This window comes from Micromonospora sp. NPDC048907 (genome assembly GCF_055586885.1).
The window spans coordinates 105916-121749 of sequence record NZ_JBVJHI010000007.1; the positions used below are offsets into that span (position 1 = coordinate 105916).

At 72.8% G+C, this 15834-nt stretch carries 14 protein-coding genes; 4 read left to right on the plus strand and 10 right to left on the minus strand.

Annotated elements, in window-relative coordinates:
• Positions 1 to 25 precede the first annotated feature (25 nt).
• Positions 26 to 745 carry an MBL fold metallo-hydrolase gene (locus ACZ6PY_RS24595; protein WP_262283831.1) on the minus strand — a complete coding sequence of 240 codons (720 nt, stop codon included), beginning with the start codon at positions 743 to 745 and terminating at the stop codon, positions 26 to 28.
• 258 nt (positions 746 to 1003) lie between these two features.
• Between ACZ6PY_RS24595 and ACZ6PY_RS24600 the strand changes: the two genes are divergently transcribed.
• Positions 1004 to 1873, plus strand: a complete 870-nt coding sequence (locus ACZ6PY_RS24600) for a peptidylprolyl isomerase (RefSeq protein WP_466075461.1) — start codon at positions 1004 to 1006, stop codon at positions 1871 to 1873.
• 64 nt (positions 1874 to 1937) lie between these two features.
• Positions 1938 to 2774, plus strand: a complete 837-nt coding sequence (locus tag ACZ6PY_RS24605; RefSeq protein WP_466075464.1) for a peptidylprolyl isomerase — start codon at positions 1938 to 1940, stop codon at positions 2772 to 2774.
• 61 nt (positions 2775 to 2835) lie between these two features.
• On the opposite strand, the gene ACZ6PY_RS24610 is transcribed toward ACZ6PY_RS24605, so the two are convergent.
• The 8 genes from ACZ6PY_RS24610 to ruvC form a co-directional block, all read right to left on the minus strand.
• Entirely contained in the window at positions 2836 to 5280 is a 2445-nt protein-coding gene (locus ACZ6PY_RS24610; protein ID WP_466075913.1) for a RelA/SpoT family protein, read from the minus strand.
• Positions 5281 to 5538: 258 nt separating this feature from the next.
• Positions 5539 to 6105, minus strand: coding sequence for an adenine phosphoribosyltransferase (locus ACZ6PY_RS24615; RefSeq protein WP_262283828.1), 567 nt, complete (start codon positions 6103 to 6105; stop codon positions 5539 to 5541).
• A 96-nt stretch (positions 6106 to 6201) separates the two neighbouring features.
• A complete protein-coding gene (secF, locus tag ACZ6PY_RS24620; protein WP_262283827.1) occupies positions 6202 to 7395 on the minus strand; it encodes a protein translocase subunit SecF in 1194 nt (397 codons plus the stop codon).
• 1 nt (position 7396) lies between these two features.
• Entirely contained in the window at positions 7397 to 9343 is a 1947-nt protein-coding gene (gene secD / locus ACZ6PY_RS24625; protein ID WP_466075469.1) for a protein translocase subunit SecD, read from the minus strand.
• Positions 9344 to 9566: 223 nt separating this feature from the next.
• On the minus strand, positions 9567 to 9857 hold the full coding sequence (yajC, locus tag ACZ6PY_RS24630) for a preprotein translocase subunit YajC (protein WP_376787256.1): 291 nt from the start codon (positions 9855 to 9857) through the stop codon (positions 9567 to 9569).
• Positions 9858 to 10051: 194 nt separating this feature from the next.
• Positions 10052 to 11116, minus strand: a complete 1065-nt coding sequence (gene ruvB / locus ACZ6PY_RS24635; RefSeq protein WP_313721820.1) for a Holliday junction branch migration DNA helicase RuvB — start codon at positions 11114 to 11116, stop codon at positions 10052 to 10054.
• 58 nt (positions 11117 to 11174) lie between these two features.
• On the minus strand, positions 11175 to 11777 hold the full coding sequence (gene ruvA / locus ACZ6PY_RS24640; RefSeq protein WP_466075473.1) for a Holliday junction branch migration protein RuvA: 603 nt from the start codon (positions 11775 to 11777) through the stop codon (positions 11175 to 11177).
• Positions 11774 to 12301, minus strand: a complete 528-nt coding sequence (ruvC, locus tag ACZ6PY_RS24645; RefSeq protein ID WP_151461880.1) for a crossover junction endodeoxyribonuclease RuvC — start codon at positions 12299 to 12301, stop codon at positions 11774 to 11776. The genes ruvA and ruvC overlap by 4 nt, the downstream gene beginning before the upstream one ends.
• 181 nt (positions 12302 to 12482) lie before the next feature.
• Here ruvC and ACZ6PY_RS24650 point away from each other — a divergent pair, with 181 nt between their 5' ends.
• A complete protein-coding gene (locus ACZ6PY_RS24650; protein WP_262283821.1) occupies positions 12483 to 13265 on the plus strand; it encodes a 3-hydroxybutyrate dehydrogenase in 783 nt (260 codons plus the stop codon).
• 14 nt (positions 13266 to 13279) lie between these two features.
• Complete coding sequence (locus tag ACZ6PY_RS24655) at positions 13280 to 15199, plus strand: helix-turn-helix domain-containing protein (protein WP_466075477.1); 1920 nt, start codon at positions 13280 to 13282, stop codon at positions 15197 to 15199.
• A 20-nt stretch (positions 15200 to 15219) separates the two neighbouring features.
• On the opposite strand, the gene ACZ6PY_RS24660 is transcribed toward ACZ6PY_RS24655, so the two are convergent.
• Positions 15220 to 15828 carry a TetR/AcrR family transcriptional regulator gene (locus ACZ6PY_RS24660; protein ID WP_466075480.1) on the minus strand — a complete coding sequence of 203 codons (609 nt, stop codon included), beginning with the start codon at positions 15826 to 15828 and terminating at the stop codon, positions 15220 to 15222.
• Between the last annotated feature and the right edge of the window lie 6 nt (positions 15829 to 15834).

Consider the following 15834-nt stretch of genomic DNA (forward strand, 5'->3'; position numbering starts at 1 on the left):
GGTGAGGTCGTGGGTCGCGGCCGGGTTACAGGCCGCGGGTGGGCGCGGCCGGGCGCGCGCCGCCGGTGCCCGACACCTCGACGAGGTACGGGTTCGTCGCGCGCTCGCGGCCGATGGTGGTCTGCGGGCCGTGGCCGGGCAGGACGACGGTGTCGTCGGCCAGCGGGAGCACCTTCTCCCGGAGGCTGTCCAGCATGCGGGGCATGCTGCCGCCCGGCAGGTCGGTGCGGCCGATCGAGCCCGCGAAGAGCACGTCACCGGAGAGGCAGATCTGGTCGGCCTCCCAGGGCGAGCCGGCGCCGGGCATCCGGAACAGCACCGACCCGCCGGTATGGCCCGGGGCGTGGTCGACGGTGATCTCCAACCCGGCCAGCGAGAGCGTCGCGCCGTCGGTCAGCTCCGCCACGTCCTCCGGCTCGGCGTACGGCAGCCGCCCGCCGAAGAGCTGCGTGAGGTCCATCGAGAGCGCCTTGGCCGGGTCGGCCAGCAGCTCCCGGTCCTCCGGGTGGACGTACGCGGGGATGCCCCGCGCGCCGCAGACCGGGGCCACCGAGAAGGTGTGGTCGAGGTGGCCGTGGGTGAGCAGCACGGCGGCCGGGTGCAGGCGGTGCTCGGCGAGCACGGCGTCGAGCCGGTCGAGCACCCCGATGCCGGGGTCGACCACCACGCACTGCTCCCCCGGCGCGGTCGCCACCACATAGCAGTTGGTGCCGAAGGCGTCCGCGGGAAAGCCGGCCACGAGCACGTCCGCTCCCCTTCCGTCCGGTCGTCGTCCCTGTCAGCAGCCTAGCCGCACGGGCGACCGCGTTTCGCCGACCACCGGCCCCGGTCGCCCCGCCAGGCACAGTGACAACGCCCGATAAACCGAGGCCGGACCTCGTACACCACTTTCCCAGCCGGTACCCGTACACTCTGGCGGGCGTGTGGCGTGGCGCACCCCCGCGACAGCGGGCGGGCAGCGCCCGGCGCCGGCGAGGACCAGGGTAGAGGAAGGGGAGCACGGGTGGCTTCCAGCAGGGACCGGCAGCGCAAACTGGCGCGGGCCAAGCTCGACCGGCAGCTCGCCCGGCGGGCCGCGGCCGCCAAGCGCCGCCGGCAGATCCAGGCCGGCGTCGGCGCCGCCGTGGTGCTCGCGTTGATCGTGGTCGGTTCGGCCTGGGCGCTGGGCGCCTTCGACTCCGATCCGAAGAAGCAGGCCGCCGAGGACACCTGCCTCTGGACGCCGCAGGACGCCACGGCCAACACCAACCTCAAGGACGTGGGCACGCCGCCCACCACCGGGCTGCCCACCCAGGGCACCCGGACCATGACGGTCACCACCAACCAGGGCGGCCCGATCACCGCCGACCTGGACCTGGCCGCCGCCCCCTGCGGCGCCGCCAGCATCTCGTTCCTGGCCGGCAAGTCGTTCTACGACAACACCAAGTGCCACGAGATCACCACCGAGGGGGCGCTGCGCTGCGGCGACCCGAGCGGCAGCGGCATGGGCGGCCCGACCTACTCGTTCTACAACGAGAACGTCCCCACCACGCCGGAGGCCAGCCCGTCCGCCTCGCCGGCGCCGGCGCAGCCCCCGGCGTACCCGAAGGGCACGGTCGCCATGATCGGCAACCCGCCCGGCAGCAACGGCAGCCAGTTCCTGATCTTCTTCAAGGACTTCAACCCGGCCACGCCGGCGTACACCGTCGTCGGCAAGGTCACCGGCGGCCTCGACGTGGTGGAGAAGATCGGCGCCCTGCCGACCGTGGACAATGGGAGTGGGGCCAAGGTCAAGCCGAAGACGGACGTGGTGATCCAGAGCCTCACCGTCGGCGAGCCGAACGCCGCGCCGGCCGCCACGAGCGCGCCCGCGGCGAGCCCCAGCGCCGGCTGACCCGGCCGCCCCACCTGAGCAGCGGCGAGCACCGCCGTACCCGAGAAGCATGTGAGGAGTGACCGTGACGTCCACGAGAGAGCGGCAGCGCGCGGCGGCGCGGGCCCGCCTCGAGCGGGAGATGGCCGAGCGTGCCGCCAAGGCCCGCAAGCGCCGGCAGACCCAGGCCATCGTCGGCGCCGCGGCCGTGCTGGTGCTCGTCGTGGCCGGCACCGTCTGGCTCGCCACCTCGCTCGGCGGTGACGACAAGAAGCAGAACACCGCCGGCGGCGCCGGGTTCTCCCAGTGCGCCTACACCGAGGTCCCCAAGGAGGGGCGCCCGAAGCAGATCAAGGACGTCGGGCTGCCCCCGGCACAGCAGGCCAACAAGGGCACCCAGACCATGACGATCGACACCAACCTGGGCCCGATCACCGCGAAGCTCGACCGTGGCCTGGTGCCCTGCACCGCGGGCAGCTTCACCCACCTGGCCAGCAAGGGCTTCTTCGACAACACCAAGTGCCACCGGCTCGTCACGCAGGGCATCAAGGTGCTCCAGTGCGGCGACCCGAGCGCGACCGGCAAGGGCTGGCGGGAGACCGACGGCACCGGCGGCCCGAGCTACAACCTGGCCGAGGAGAACCTGCCCACCGACAAGCGGCCCCCCTACCCGGAGGGCGTCATCGCGATGGCCAACTCCGGCCAGCCGGGCAGCACGGGCAGCCAGTTCTTCATCGTGTACGGCGACTCCCAGCTCGACCCGAACTACACCGTGCTCGGCACCGTCACCGGCGGCATGGACCTGGTGAAGCAGGTGGCCGCGGCCGGTGACGACGGCGCCTTCGCCCAGCAGGCCGGCGGCGGTCACCCGAAGAAGGAGATCGTCATCAACAAGCTGAGCATGAGCGACATCCAGGGCTGACAGCCCCTGCGACGGAAAGCGCCCGCCGGCTCGGAGCCGGCGGGCGCTTCTCGTCGTGCGGTCAGGCGCCGGAGGTGACCCGGTAGGCGTCGAAGACGCCGTCGACCTTGCGGACCGCCGCCAGCAGGTGACCGAGGTGCTTCGGGTCGGCCATCTCGAAGCTGAACCGGCTCACCGCCACCCGGTCCCGCGTGGTGGTGACCGTCGCGGAGAGGATGTTGACCCGCTCGTCGGAGAGCACCCGGGTCACGTCCGCGAGGAGCTTGTGCCGGTCGAGGGCCTCCACCTGGATGGCCACCAGGAACGTGGAGGCGGAGGTGAGCTTCCAGCTGACCTCGACCACCCGCTCGCTCTGCGCCTTGAGGTCCTCGGCGTTGGCGCAGTCGTCCCGGTGCACGCTCACCCCGCCGGAACGGGTGACGAAGCCGAACACCGCGTCCGGCGGCACCGGGGTGCAGCAGCGGGCCAGCTTGATCCAGACGTCGCTGACCCCGCGGACCACCACACCCGGGTCGTGGCTGGACGCCCGGCTGCGCGGCGGGCGGGTGGCGACGGCGGTCTCGGCGATGTCCTCCGCCGCGCCCTCCTCGCCCCCGTACGCGGCCATCAGCTTCTGCACCACCGACTGGGCCGAGACCTGGCTGTCGCCGACCGCCGCGTAGAGCGAGGCCACGTCGGCCAGGTGCAGGTCCCGGGCGATCGCCATGAGCGCGTCCGAGGTGAGCATCCGCTGCAACGGCATGCCCTGCTTGCGCATCGCCTTGACGATCGAGTCCTTGCCGGCCTCGATCGCCTCCTCGCGCCGCTCCTTGTTGAAGTACTGGCGGATCTTGGTGCGGGCGCGCGGGCTCTTGACGAAGCCCAGCCAGTCCTGCGTCGGGCCGGCCGTGTCGGACTTCGACGTGAAGATCTCGATCACGTCGCCGTTGGACAGCGTCGACTCCAGCGGCACCAGCTTGCCGTTGACCCGCGCGCCGATGCACTTGTGCCCGACCTCCGTGTGCACCGCGTACGCGAAGTCCACCGGCGTCGACCCGGTCGGCAGCGGGATGACGTCACCCTTCGGGGTGAAGACGTACACCTCCTGGCTGGACAGGTCGAACCGCAGCGCGTCGAGGAACTCGCTCGGGTCGGCCGCCTCCCGCTGCCAGTCCAGCAGCTGGCGCAGCCAGGTCATCTCGTCGATGTGCGCCGGCGGGCCGACCACCGGGGTGCCCTTGTGCTCCTTGTACTTCCAGTGCGCGGCGATGCCGAACTCGGCGGTGCGGTGCATCGCGTAGGTGCGGATCTGCATCTCCACCGGCTTGCCGGTGGGCCCGATGACCGTCGTGTGCAACGACTGGTACATGTTGAACTTGGGCATCGCGATGTAGTCCTTGAACCGGCCCGGCACCGGCTGCCAGTTGGCGTGGATGACACCCAGCGCCGCGTAGCAGTCCCGCACCGTGTCGACCAGGATCCGCACCCCGACCAGGTCGTAGATGTCGTTGAAGTCGCGCCCCCGCACGATCATCTTCTGGTAGATCGAGTAGAGGTGCTTGGGCCGGCCGGTGGTCTCCGCCTTGATCTTGGCGGCCTTGAGGTCGGTGGACACCTTCTGCGTCACCTGGCGCAGCAGCGCCTCCCGCTGCGGCTGGTGCTCGCCGATCAGCCGGTTGATCTCCTCGAACCGCTTCGGGAACAGCGTGCCGAAGGCCAGGTCCTCCAGCTCCCACTTGATCGTGTTCATACCGAGGCGGTGGGCCAGCGGGGCGAGGATCTCCAGCGTCTCCTTGGCCTTCTGCTCCTGCTTGGGGCGGGGCAGGAAGGTCAGGGTGCGCATGTTGTGCAGCCGGTCGGCCAGCTTGATCACCAGGACCCGCGGGTCCTTCGCCATGGCCACGACCATCTTGCGGATCGTCTCCGCCTTGGCCGCGTCGCCCAGCTTGACCTTGTCGAGCTTGGTGACGCCGTCAACCAGCAGGGCCACCTCGCCGCCGAAGTCGGCGCGCATCTGGTCGAGGGTGTATTCCGTGTCCTCGATCGTGTCGTGCAGCAGCGCCGCGACCAGGGTGGTGGTGTCCATGCCGAGGTTGGCCAGGATGGTCGCCACCGCGAGGGGGTGGGTGATGTAGGGGTCACCGGACTTGCGGTACTGACCCGAGTGCCAGCGCGCGGCCGTGTCGAAGGCGCGCTGGAGCAGCCGGGCGTCGGCCTTGGGGTGGTTCTCGCGGTGGGTGGCGATCAGCGGCTCCAACACCTCGCTGACCTGCGAGGTCTGCCAGGGCGCGTTGAAGCGGGCCAGCCGGGCGCGCACCCTGCGGCCGGTCGGCGCGTTGGAAAGGGCGAAGCCGGCGCCGGGCGTGGGATCCGCCGCGCCGTCGGTCGGGAACGGCACCACGACCGCCCCGCCGTCCGCCTTCCCGTCGGGCCCACCGCCGGGGCCGGTCACTCGCGCCGGCGGGTTGCCGCTGCGCTCGGTCACCGAGCCGTCCGCGTCGCCTGTCGGGTGCACCGTGCCCTCCACCGGAGGGACGACATCGTGGGACACCGGCCTCCTCACCGCTCGCCGGGAAGCGCCGGCCGTCCGGCCGACGTCCTGTCCAACCGGCCGAGGGGCCGGAGTTGTTCCGCGCCGGGCATCGGAACCTCGCGGCCCCGGCAGCCCCGCGCCCGCCGGACGGTCACCCGCCCGGTCAAGCAAAGGGCAATGCTACCCGTACGCAGGGTACGCCGCCGCTCCGCCGGACGGACCGCGCCAGGACCGACCGTCGGGCCGGCCGGGTCAAACGGTCAGCAGGGCATGGACCGGACGCGGAGCGAGCCGCTCCCGCCCCTTGAGGAAGCTCAGCTCCATGAGCACCGTGAAGCCGACCACCGTGCCGCCGGCCCGCTCCACCAGGTCCAGGGTGGCCTCCGCGGTGCCGCCGGTGGCGAGCACGTCGTCCAGGACCAGGACCCGGTGGCCGGCCGTGAAGGCGTCCTGGTGCACCTCCAGCGTCGCCTCGCCGTACTCCAGCGCGTAGGAGGCCGAGTGGGTGGCCCGGGGCAGCTTGCCGGCCTTGCGCACCGGCACCACGCCGACCCCGGTGGCGTACGCGACCGCCGCGGCCAGCACGAACCCCCGTGCCTCGATGCCGACCACCGCGTCGAACGAGTCCCGCCCGTGGTACGCGATGATCCCGTCGATCACCTCGCGGAAGGCCGTGCCGTCGGCGAAGAGCGGCATCAGATCCTTGAACATGACACCGGGCTTCGGGAAGTCCGGCACGTCCAGCACCCGGCTGGCGACCAGTTGGGCGACCTCCGGGCCGCTGTCTCCCCGTACCCCGGTGGTGTGGGTCTCCGTCACGGTGCGTCCCATGTCCTCTCGAACGACGGCGGCGTCCGTCATGCCGCTTTCACAGCATGGCGGACGCCGCCGGGTCGATCCCTACCGGGTGGGCGGTCAGCGGCGCTTCGCGCCACCGGGCCGGTTGCCCCCGCCGCCGGCCGGACGCCCGCCGCGGGCGCCGCTGGGGCGCTTGCCGGCCGGCCGGGCGCCGACCTTCGGGGCGGCGCCGGCCAGGGCGGCCGCCTCGGGGTCGATGGTCTCGTCGGCCGTGGCCGCCGCGGCCCGCGGCGCGCCCTTCGGCGTGACCTCGCCGCGCGCGATGGCACCCCGGCGGGCCAGCACCCGCTTGTTGTGCGCGCTGATCCGCGGGTCCTGGTTCTTGAGCAGCACGAGCAGCGGAGTGGCCAGGAGGATCGAGGTCAGGAAGGCCACGGCCATACCGACGAAGAGCACCAGACCCAGGTCCTTCAGGGTGCCCGCGCCGAGCAGGCCGGCGCCGATGAAGAGCAGGCCGCCGACCGGGAGCAGGGCGACCACCGAGGTGTTCAGCGACCGCATGAGGCTCTGGTTCAACGCCAGGTTGGCCGCCTCGCCGTAGGTCTGGTTGTTGTTCGCGGTGATGCCGCGGGTGTTCTCCTGGACCTTGTCGAAGACCACCACCACGTCGTAGAGCGCGAAGCCCAGGATGGTGAGGAAGCCGATGATCGTCGACGGGGTCACCTCGAAGCCGACCAGCGAGTAGATGCCGGCCGTGAGCACGAGGTTGGTGAACAGCGACGCGATCGCGGCGACCGCCATCCGCCACTCGAAGCGGAGGATCAGGTAGATCGCCACCACCGCGACGAAGATCACCAGGCCGAGCAGGGCCCGGGAGGTCACCTGACTGCCCCACGCCTCGGAGACCTGGCTACCGCTGATCTGGTCGGCGTTGATGCCGAACGACTGCGCCATCTCGGTCTTGACCTGGTTGGCCTGCTCCGCGGTGAGCTGCCCGGTGCGCAGCTCGTAGTACTCGCCGCTGGTGCTGCCGACCTTCTGCGCGGTGACCACCTCGGCGCCGCCGCCCTTGGCCGCGAGCGCCGCGTCGACCTTCGCCTCGGCCTGCTCCAGCGTGCCGACGCTGGCCGGCACCTGGAAGGAGTTGCCACCGGCGAACTCGATGCCGAGCTTGAAGCCGCTGATCGCGAAGCTCAGCACGGCGATGAGCACCAGCACACCGGCCACGCCGAACCAGAGCTTGCGCTTCCCGACGATATTGAGATCGGCCTCGCCCCGGTAGAGCCGGGCGGCCAGACCACTCTTAGCCATCTCAGGCCTCCTTGACGCGCGGGTTGCGGCCGGTGCCCGCCTCGGCCGACCGGGCGGGGAGCGCCCGGCCCAGGCCGCTGACCCGCGGGGACAGGAACGCCCGGGTGCGGGCGAACATCGTCATGATCGGGTGGCGGAAGAGGAACACGACGACCAGGTCGAGGACGGTCGCCAGGCCGAGCGCGAAGGCGAAGCCCTTCACCGCGCCGACCGAGACGATGTAGAGCACCACGGCCGACATCAGGGTGATGGCGTTCGCCGAGATGATCGTCCGGCGGGCCCGGATCCACGCCCGCGGCACCGCGCTGCGCGGGCTGCGCCCCTCCCGGATCTCGTCCTTGAGCCGCTCGAAGTAGATGACGAACGAGTCCGCCGCCACGCCGAGTGACACGATCATGCCGGCGATGCCGGCGAGCGTGAGGGTGAACCCGATCGACCGGCCGAGCACCACCAGCGCGCCGAAGACCAGCAGCGCCGAGAGCACGAGGCTCAGGAAGATGACCGAGCCGAGCAGCCGGTAGTAGAAGAACGAGTAGATGATGACCAGCAGCATGCCGATGCCGGCGGCGAGCAGACCCGCCTTGAGGTGGCTGTCGCCCAGGGTCGCGGTGACGTTCTGCTGCTCCTGCGGCTCGAAGGTCACCGGCAGCGCGCCGTAGCGGAGCTGGCTGGCCAGCGCGTTGGCGCTCTTGTTGTCGAAGCTGCCGGTGATCTGCGAGTCACCGGTCAGCACGCCCTGGATCTCCGGGGAGGAGACGATCTCGTTGTCCAGCACCACGGCGACCCGGCACTTGCCGTCCTGGCCGAGCGCGGTCTGGTCGCAGGCCTGACCCTCGTTGTTGAACGCCTCGCGGGTCAGCGCGGTCCACTTCTCCTGGCCCTTGCCGGTGAAGTTCAGGCTGACCACCCAGGAACTGGTCTGGTCGAGCACGGCGTTGGCGTCGTCGACGTCGGTGCCCAGCACCTTGGCCTTGTCGAGCAGGTACTTGGCGCCGGACTCGCAGGCCACCGCCTGCTGGTTCTCGTCCTTGATCGACGCGGCGGGCCTGTCGTCGAGCTGGGCGCAGGTGATGGTCGGGACGTTGAACTGCATCCCGACCGGCAGCACCGCGACCTCCTGCGGGGAGAGCGTGCCGAACGGCTTGAGCTTGTCGGCCAGCGACGGGTCGGCGGTCAGGTCGGCCGGCGCCTGGAGGCCCGACGCGGCGGCCCAGGCGGCCGCGCCCACCTTCTGCTCGATGGCCTTGCGCTGCTGCTCGACGCTCTGCGGCACCGGCTCGGCACTGGCGCTCGGGCTCGGCGCGGCGGCGCTCGGCGTGGCCGACGGGGTCGGCGCGGCGGCGCTGGCGCTCGGCGTCGGGGCCATACCGCCCTGCCCGCCGGCGCTCGGCGACGTGGTGGCCTTGGCGCCGGCGCTCGCGGTCACCTTCGGCGAGGCGCTGCCGGACGGGTTCGGGGTGGCGCTGCCCGACGGGGCCGGGGTCGCGCTGCCCGAGGGAGCCGGGGTGGCGCTGGCGGTCGGGGCCGGCGCGGCGGCGGCGCCGCTGCCGTCGGTGGCCTTGAGTACCTTGCGGAAGCGCAGCTCGGCGGCCTCACCGACGGTCGTCAGGTCCCGGTTCTGGCCGGGCAGGGAGATGACGATGTTCCGGTTGCCCTCGGTGACCACCTCGGCCTCGGCCACGCCGAAGGCGTTGACCCGGTTCTCGATGATCTGGCGCGCCTCCTCCAGGTTGGCGGAGGTCGGGGGCTTGCCGTCCACGGTGTTGGTGGCCTCGAGCGTCAGCCGGGTGCCGCCGACGAGGTCCAGGCCGAGCCGGGGCTCCAGCCGATCCTTCCAGCCACCGCTGGCGCCGCCCGAGAAGAACACCAAAAGATAGAGGACGACGAAGATGAACCCGAGAACGGCGAGCTGCCGTCCGGGGCGCATCTGTCCCTGAGGTGGTGCCACGGCTGTCCTGTCTCCCTGTACGGTCGCGCCGCTTCGACAGCGGCGGGATTGTCGGGCCGGGGGTGTCCGCCCGACTGCTCCGGGGGGCCGGCGCCGCCTGACGGCACGCCTCCCCGGCGCACGACGCGGCGGCGTCGCGCGGGGGTTCCCGCGTGCCGGCGTCGGACGCCGACCCAACTATCCACTTGTGTGAGTGAATCCGCTGCCCCGTCCGGGGCCGGTGTCACTCCTTGACCGACTCGGCTTCCTCGCTGATCGTCTCGGCCTCCGGAGCCTCGACCCGCTTGACCACGCGGGCGATCGCCGGGCGGGCGTACCGGGTCTGCACGCCCGGGGCCACCTCGATCAGGACGGTCTCGTCCTCGACGCCGGTCACCGTGCCGTAGAGCCCGCCGATGGTGACCACCTCGTCGCCCACGCCGAGCGCGGACTGCATCTGCTCGGCCTCACGGCGACGCTTCTGCTGGGGGCGGATCATCATGAAGTACATGACGCCGAAGAGCAGAGCGATCATGAGGATCGGCGTCAGACCGCCGGCCCCTCCGCCACCTGCTGCAAGGTTCTGCACGGTTGTCGACCTTCCCATTGGCCTCCACTCCCCCCGGTGGGGTGCCGGAGCGGAGGCGACTTCTCACGTCCTGTACAAACCGCGGCGAAGTCTAATCCCTGCACCTGAGAACACCGAATGCGGCACAGATCACGTTCGGATCACGGCTGATCGGTCTGGGCCGAGAACAGATCGGGCGCCGGAGGGGCATCCATGCCAAATGTACCATTCGGCGGCGTACGCCCCAGATGGTGCCAGGCAGCCGGGGTGGCGACGCGGCCGCGCGGGGTCCGCGCCAGCAGCCCGGCCCGGACCAGGAAGGGCTCGCACACCTCCTCGACCGTGTCCGGCTGCTCCCCCACCGCCACGGCGAGGGTGGAGAGCCCCACGGGGCCACCCCGGAACGAGTCGACCAGGGCCGTGAGCACGGCACGGTCCAGCCGGTCCAGGCCGAGCGCGTCGACGTCGTAGACGGTCAGGGCGGCCCGGGCGGTCTCCAGGTTGACGACCCCCTCGGCGCGGACCTCGGCGAAGTCGCGGACCCGGCGCAGCAGCCGGTTGGCGATCCGGGGCGTGCCCCGGGACCGGCCGGCGATCTCGGCCGCCCCGTCGGCGGTGATCGGCACGCCGAGGATCCGCGCGGACCGGTGCAGCAGCGTCTCCAGGTCGGCCGGGGAGTAGAAGTCCAGATGCGCGACGAAGCCGAACCGGTCCCGCATGGGGCCGGTGAGCAGGCCGGACCGGGTGGTCGCGCCGACCAGGGTGAACGGCTCCACGTCGAGCGGGATGGCGGTCGCCCCCGGACCCTTGCCGACCACCACGTCGACCCGGAAGTCCTCCATGGCGCTGTAGAGCAGCTCCTCGGCCGGCTTGGCGATCCGGTGGATCTCGTCGATGAAGAGCACGTCGCCCTCGGCCAGGCCGGTCAGGATGGCGGCCAGGTCGCCGGAGCGCTCGATCGCCGGCCCGCTGGTCACCCGGATCCCCGAGCCCAGCTCGGCGGCCACGATGTTGGCCAGGCTGGTCTTGCCGAGGCCGGGCGGTCCCGACAGGAGGATGTGGTCGGGCGGGGAGCCACGCCGCATGGCGCCCTGGAGCAACAGGTCGAGCTGGTCGCGGACCCGGTCCTGGGCGATGAACTCGGAGAGGCGTTTCGGCCGGACGCTGGCCTCCGCGTCCCGTTCCGCGTCGCTCACGTACGCCGAGACCAGGTTCTCCCCCGTCATGCGCTGACCCTCACTCGCGACTGCGGGGCTCGCAGACCCGGCTCACTCCTCGCGCTCGTCATCGGGTGCGGCCCAGGAGGCGGATGGCCTGCTTGAGCAGGACCGGCACGGGCGGGGTCTCCCCGTCGACGGTCTCCGCGACCGCGGCCACCGCCTGCTCGGCCTGGGCGGCGGTCCAGCCGAGCCCGACCAGGGCCTGGCGGACCTGGTCCGGCCAGGCGCCGGCGGTCACCCCGGCCGCGCCGTCGACGCCCATCGGCACCGGGCCGACCCGGTCGCGCAGTTCGAGGACGAGCCGCTCGGCGCCCTTCTTGCCGATGCCGGGCACCCGGGTGAGCGCGGCGGTGTCGGCGTTGGCGATGGCCTTGCGGACCGCGTCGGGGGTGTGGACGGCGAGCACCGCCTGGGCCAGCCGCGGCCCCACCCCGCTGGCGGTCTGGAGCAGTTCGAAGAGCTGCTTGGCGTCGTCGTCGGGGAAGCCGTAGAGGGTGAGCGAGTCCTCCCGCACCACCAGGCTCGTGGCCAGCCGGGCGGGCTGGCCGACCCGCAGGTCGGCGAGGGTGCCGGGGGCGCACTGCACGGCCAGGCCGATGCCGCCCACCTCCACCACGGCGTGGTCCGGACCGGTCGCGGTCACCGTGCCGCGCACGCTGGCGATCATCGCGCTCCTCCTCGTCGTGCCCGCTCGGCGGCGGCGGCCAGCTTGGACCGGGTGCCCCCGCGCCAGATGTGGCAGATGGCCAGGGCCAGCGCGTCGGCGGCGTCGGCCGGGCGGGGCGGCTCGGGCAGCCGCAGCAGCCGGGTGACCATGGCGGTCATCTGCGCCTTGTCGGCCTGCCCGGAACCGGTCACCGCCGCCTTCACCTCGCTCGGCGTGTAGGTCTGCACGGGCAGGCCGGCCCGCGCCCCGGCGAGCACGGCGATCCCGCTGGCCTGGGCCGTGCCCATCACGGTGCGGACGTTGTGCTGGCTGAAGACCCGCTCGACGGCCACGGCGTCGGGGCGGTGCTCGGCGACCAGGTCGGTGAGCGAGCGGTCCAGGTGCAGCAGGCGCAGCGGCAGGTCGTCGCCGGGGTCGGTGTAGACCACGTAGTAGGCGACCAGCGTGCAGGGACGGCCCGGCACGCCCTCGACCACGCCGACCCCGCACCGGGTCAGCCCCGGGTCGACGCCCAGCACGCGCACGCCGCCTCCTCCCCGAGCCACCGGCAGTACGTGTGTTCGACACCCTACTGGTGCGGCCCGACGCGCGGCCGGGCGGACACGCCGGGAGCGGCGGACACGATCCGCGCCACACACTGAAGCGGTCGAGTATGTGTCGCCGCCCCATGTGCCGCCGGCCACACAGCTCGTAACTTCTTGCGCCATGACGGCAGAACCCGTGGCGGTCCCCCACGTCGTGAACGTCGACCTCTCCGGTCGCGCCGCGCTGGTGACCGGTGGTGGCAGCGGCATCGGACGGGCCTGCGCCCTGCGCCTGGCGGCGGCCGGCGCGGCGGTGCTGGTGGTCGACCGCAACGTGGAGGCGGCCAAGGCGGTGGCCGCCGAGGCGGGCGGCCGGGCGGAGGGCGTGGACCTGGCCGACCCCGAGGCGGTGGACCGGCTCGACGTCGACGTGGACATCGTCGTCAACAACGCCGGCCTGCAGCACGTCGCGCCGGTGCAGGAGTTCCCCGTCGAGCGCTTCGAGTACATCCAGCGGGTGATGGTGGAGGCGCCGTTCCTGCTGATCCGCCGGGCGCTGCCACGGATGTACGCGAACGGGTGGGGCCGGATCGTCAACATCTCCTCGGTGCACGGGCTGCGCGCCTCGCCGTTCAAGGCGGCGTACGTCTCGGCGAAGCACGCCCTGGAGGGGCTGTCGAAGGTGGTGGCGCTGGAGGGCGCCGCGCACGGGGTGACCGCCAACTGCATCAACCCGGCGTACGTGCGGACCGCGCTGGTGGAGAGCCAGATCGCCGACCAGGCGGCCAGCCACGGCATCGGCGAGGACGAGGTGGTCGAGAAGATCATGCTGGCCCGGGCGGCGATCAAGCGGCTGATCGAACCGGAGGAGGTGGCGGAGCTGGTCGCGTACCTGTGCTCGCCGCCCGCCGCGTTCATCACCGGCGCGTCGATCGCCCTCGACGGGGGCTGGACGGCCAACTAGTGGCCTCGCGCACAATGTCGGTCATGTCGTCGCCGGTCGAGTTCCTGGAGCTGCTGGCGCGGGAGGCCGCCGCCGTCGAGTTCGAGGGCCCGCTGGTCGCCGCCCGCGCCGCCGGCCTGCCCGCCGAGCGCCTCGCCGAGCTGGAGCAGGCGAAGCTGGTGGCGTTGCGGGTCCGCGCGCTGCTGGAGCGGCGGCGCCGCCGGGAGATCGAGCTGTCCGGCCTGTACGACACGGCCAGCGACCTGGCCGGGCTGCGCGACCTGGACGACGTGCTGCGCGCCATCGTGCACCGGGCGCGGATCCTGCTCGGCACCGACGTGGCGTACATGACGCTCAACGACGACGAGCGCGGCGACACGTACATGCGGGTCACCGACGGCTCGATCTCGGCCCGGTTCCAGCGGCTGCGGCTGGAGATGGGCGACGGCCTGGGCGGCCTGGTGGCGCAGACCGGCACCCCGTACGTCACCTCGAACTACCAGGAGGACGACCGGTTCAAGCACACCGGGGAGATCGACGGCGGGGTGGGCGAGGAGGGCCTGGTGGCCATCCTGGGCGTCCCGCTGCGGTTGGGGTCGAGCGTGATCGGCGTGCTGTACGCGGCCAACCGCTCGGCCCGGCCGTTCGCCCGGGAGGAGGTGTCGCTGCTGGTCTCCCTGGCCGCGCACGCCGCGGTGGCGATCGACACGGCCCGGCTGCTGGCCGAGACCCGGTCGGCGCTGGAGGAGCTGTCGGCGGCGAACAGCACGATCCGGGCGCACAGCAGCTCGGTGGAGCGGGCGGCCGCGGCCCACGACCGGATGACCGCCCTGGTGGTGCGTGGCGGCGGGATGGAGGACGTGGCCGCGGCGGTCACCGAGGTGCTCGGCGGGGCGCTGCTGGCACTGGACGCCGAGGGGCGGCGGCTGGCCCGGGTGGGCGAGATCGAGGAGCCGGACCGGGCGGACATCGTGGAGGCGGTGGCCGCGTCCCGCACCGAGGGGCGCAGCGTCCGCCGGGGTCCGCTCTGGTACGCCGCCGTGGTGGCCGGCGCCGAGAACCTGGGCGCCCTCGTGCTGCGCCCGGACGGCGAACTCGTCGACGCCGACCAGCGGATCCTGGAGCGGGCCGCGCTGGTCACGGCGTTGCTGCTGTTGTTCCGCCGGACGGTGGCCGAGGCGGAGGGGCGGGTCCGGGGCGAGCTGCTGGACGACCTGATCGCCCGGCCGCTGCGGGACACCGACGCGCTGCGCAGCCGGGCCCGCCGGCTCGGTGTCGACCTGGACTCCCCGCACGTGCTGGTGGCGGTCGGCGACGACGCGATCGCCGCCACCGGCTCGGCCCGGCAGCGGGTGCTCTCCTGGGCCACCACGTACGCCTCGACGCGGGGCGGCCTGGCCGCGGCGCGCGACGGGCGGGTGGTGCTCATGCTGCCCGGCCGGGACGCGGGCGGTGCGGCGCGGGCGGTGGCCCGGGACCTGTCCCGGGTGACCGGGCGCCCGGTGACCGCCGGGGCGAGCGGGCCGTCGACCGGTCCGGCGTCGCTGGCCGCCACCTTCGCCGAGGCGGAGCGGTGCCTGACCGCGCTGGGCGCGCTGGGCCGGGCCGGGCAGGGTGCGAGCACGGCCGAGCTGGGCTTCGTCGGGCTGTTGCTGGGCGCGGTCGGCGACTCGGGTGACCGGGACGTGGCGGGTTTCCTCACCGCGACGGTGGGTCCGGTGGTCGACTACGACGCGCGGCGGGGCACCGCGCTGGTGAAGACGCTGGAGGCGTACTTCGGGGTGGGTGGCAGCCTGGCCCGGGCGGCGGAGCTGCTGCACGTGCACGTCAACACGGTGACCCAGCGGTTGGAGCGGGTCGGGCAGCTGCTCGGCGCGGACTGGCAGAAGCCGGAGCGGGCCCTGGAGGTGCAGCTGGCCCTGCGGCTGCACCGCCTGCGCACCCCGGCCGCCTGACCCGGGCGGCCGGGCCGGGGTCAGCGGGCGCGGAGGCCCTCGAGGACGCTGTCCACGACCCGCTCGGGGAGGATCCGGTCGTCCAGCTCGGGGTGCCAGCGCAGCACCCGCTGGAGCAGCATGGGGCCGCTGAGCAGCGCCAGGGCCAGCTCGATGTCGAGGTCGGCGCGGAGCTCGCCGCTGTCCACCCCGCGGCGCAGCACCTCCCGCATCAGCTTCCGGCGCGGCGCGACGATGTTCTGGTAGAGCCGGAAGTGGTCGGGGCTGCGGTTCACCTCCGGCACCAGGCACGGCATGATCTTCGCGGCCCGCGGGTCGACGTTGTGGCCGACCGCGCCGACCAGCAGCACCAGGTCGTCGCGGACGGACCGGCCGGCGGGTTGCGGCGGCACACCCTTGAGCCGGCCCAGCGCGTCCATCAGCAACGCGTCCTTGCCGGACCAGCGGCGGTAGATGGTGGCCTTGCCCACCCCGGCGCGGGCGGCGATCGCCTCGATGGAGAGCGCCTCGAGCGTGCTGCCCTCGGCGAGCAGGTCGAGGGTGGCCTCCACGATCGCCTCGTCCGCGCGGACGCTCCGCGGTCGCCCGGGCGACCGCGGAGCATCAGCCATGGAAGTCATGTCAGACATTGTCGC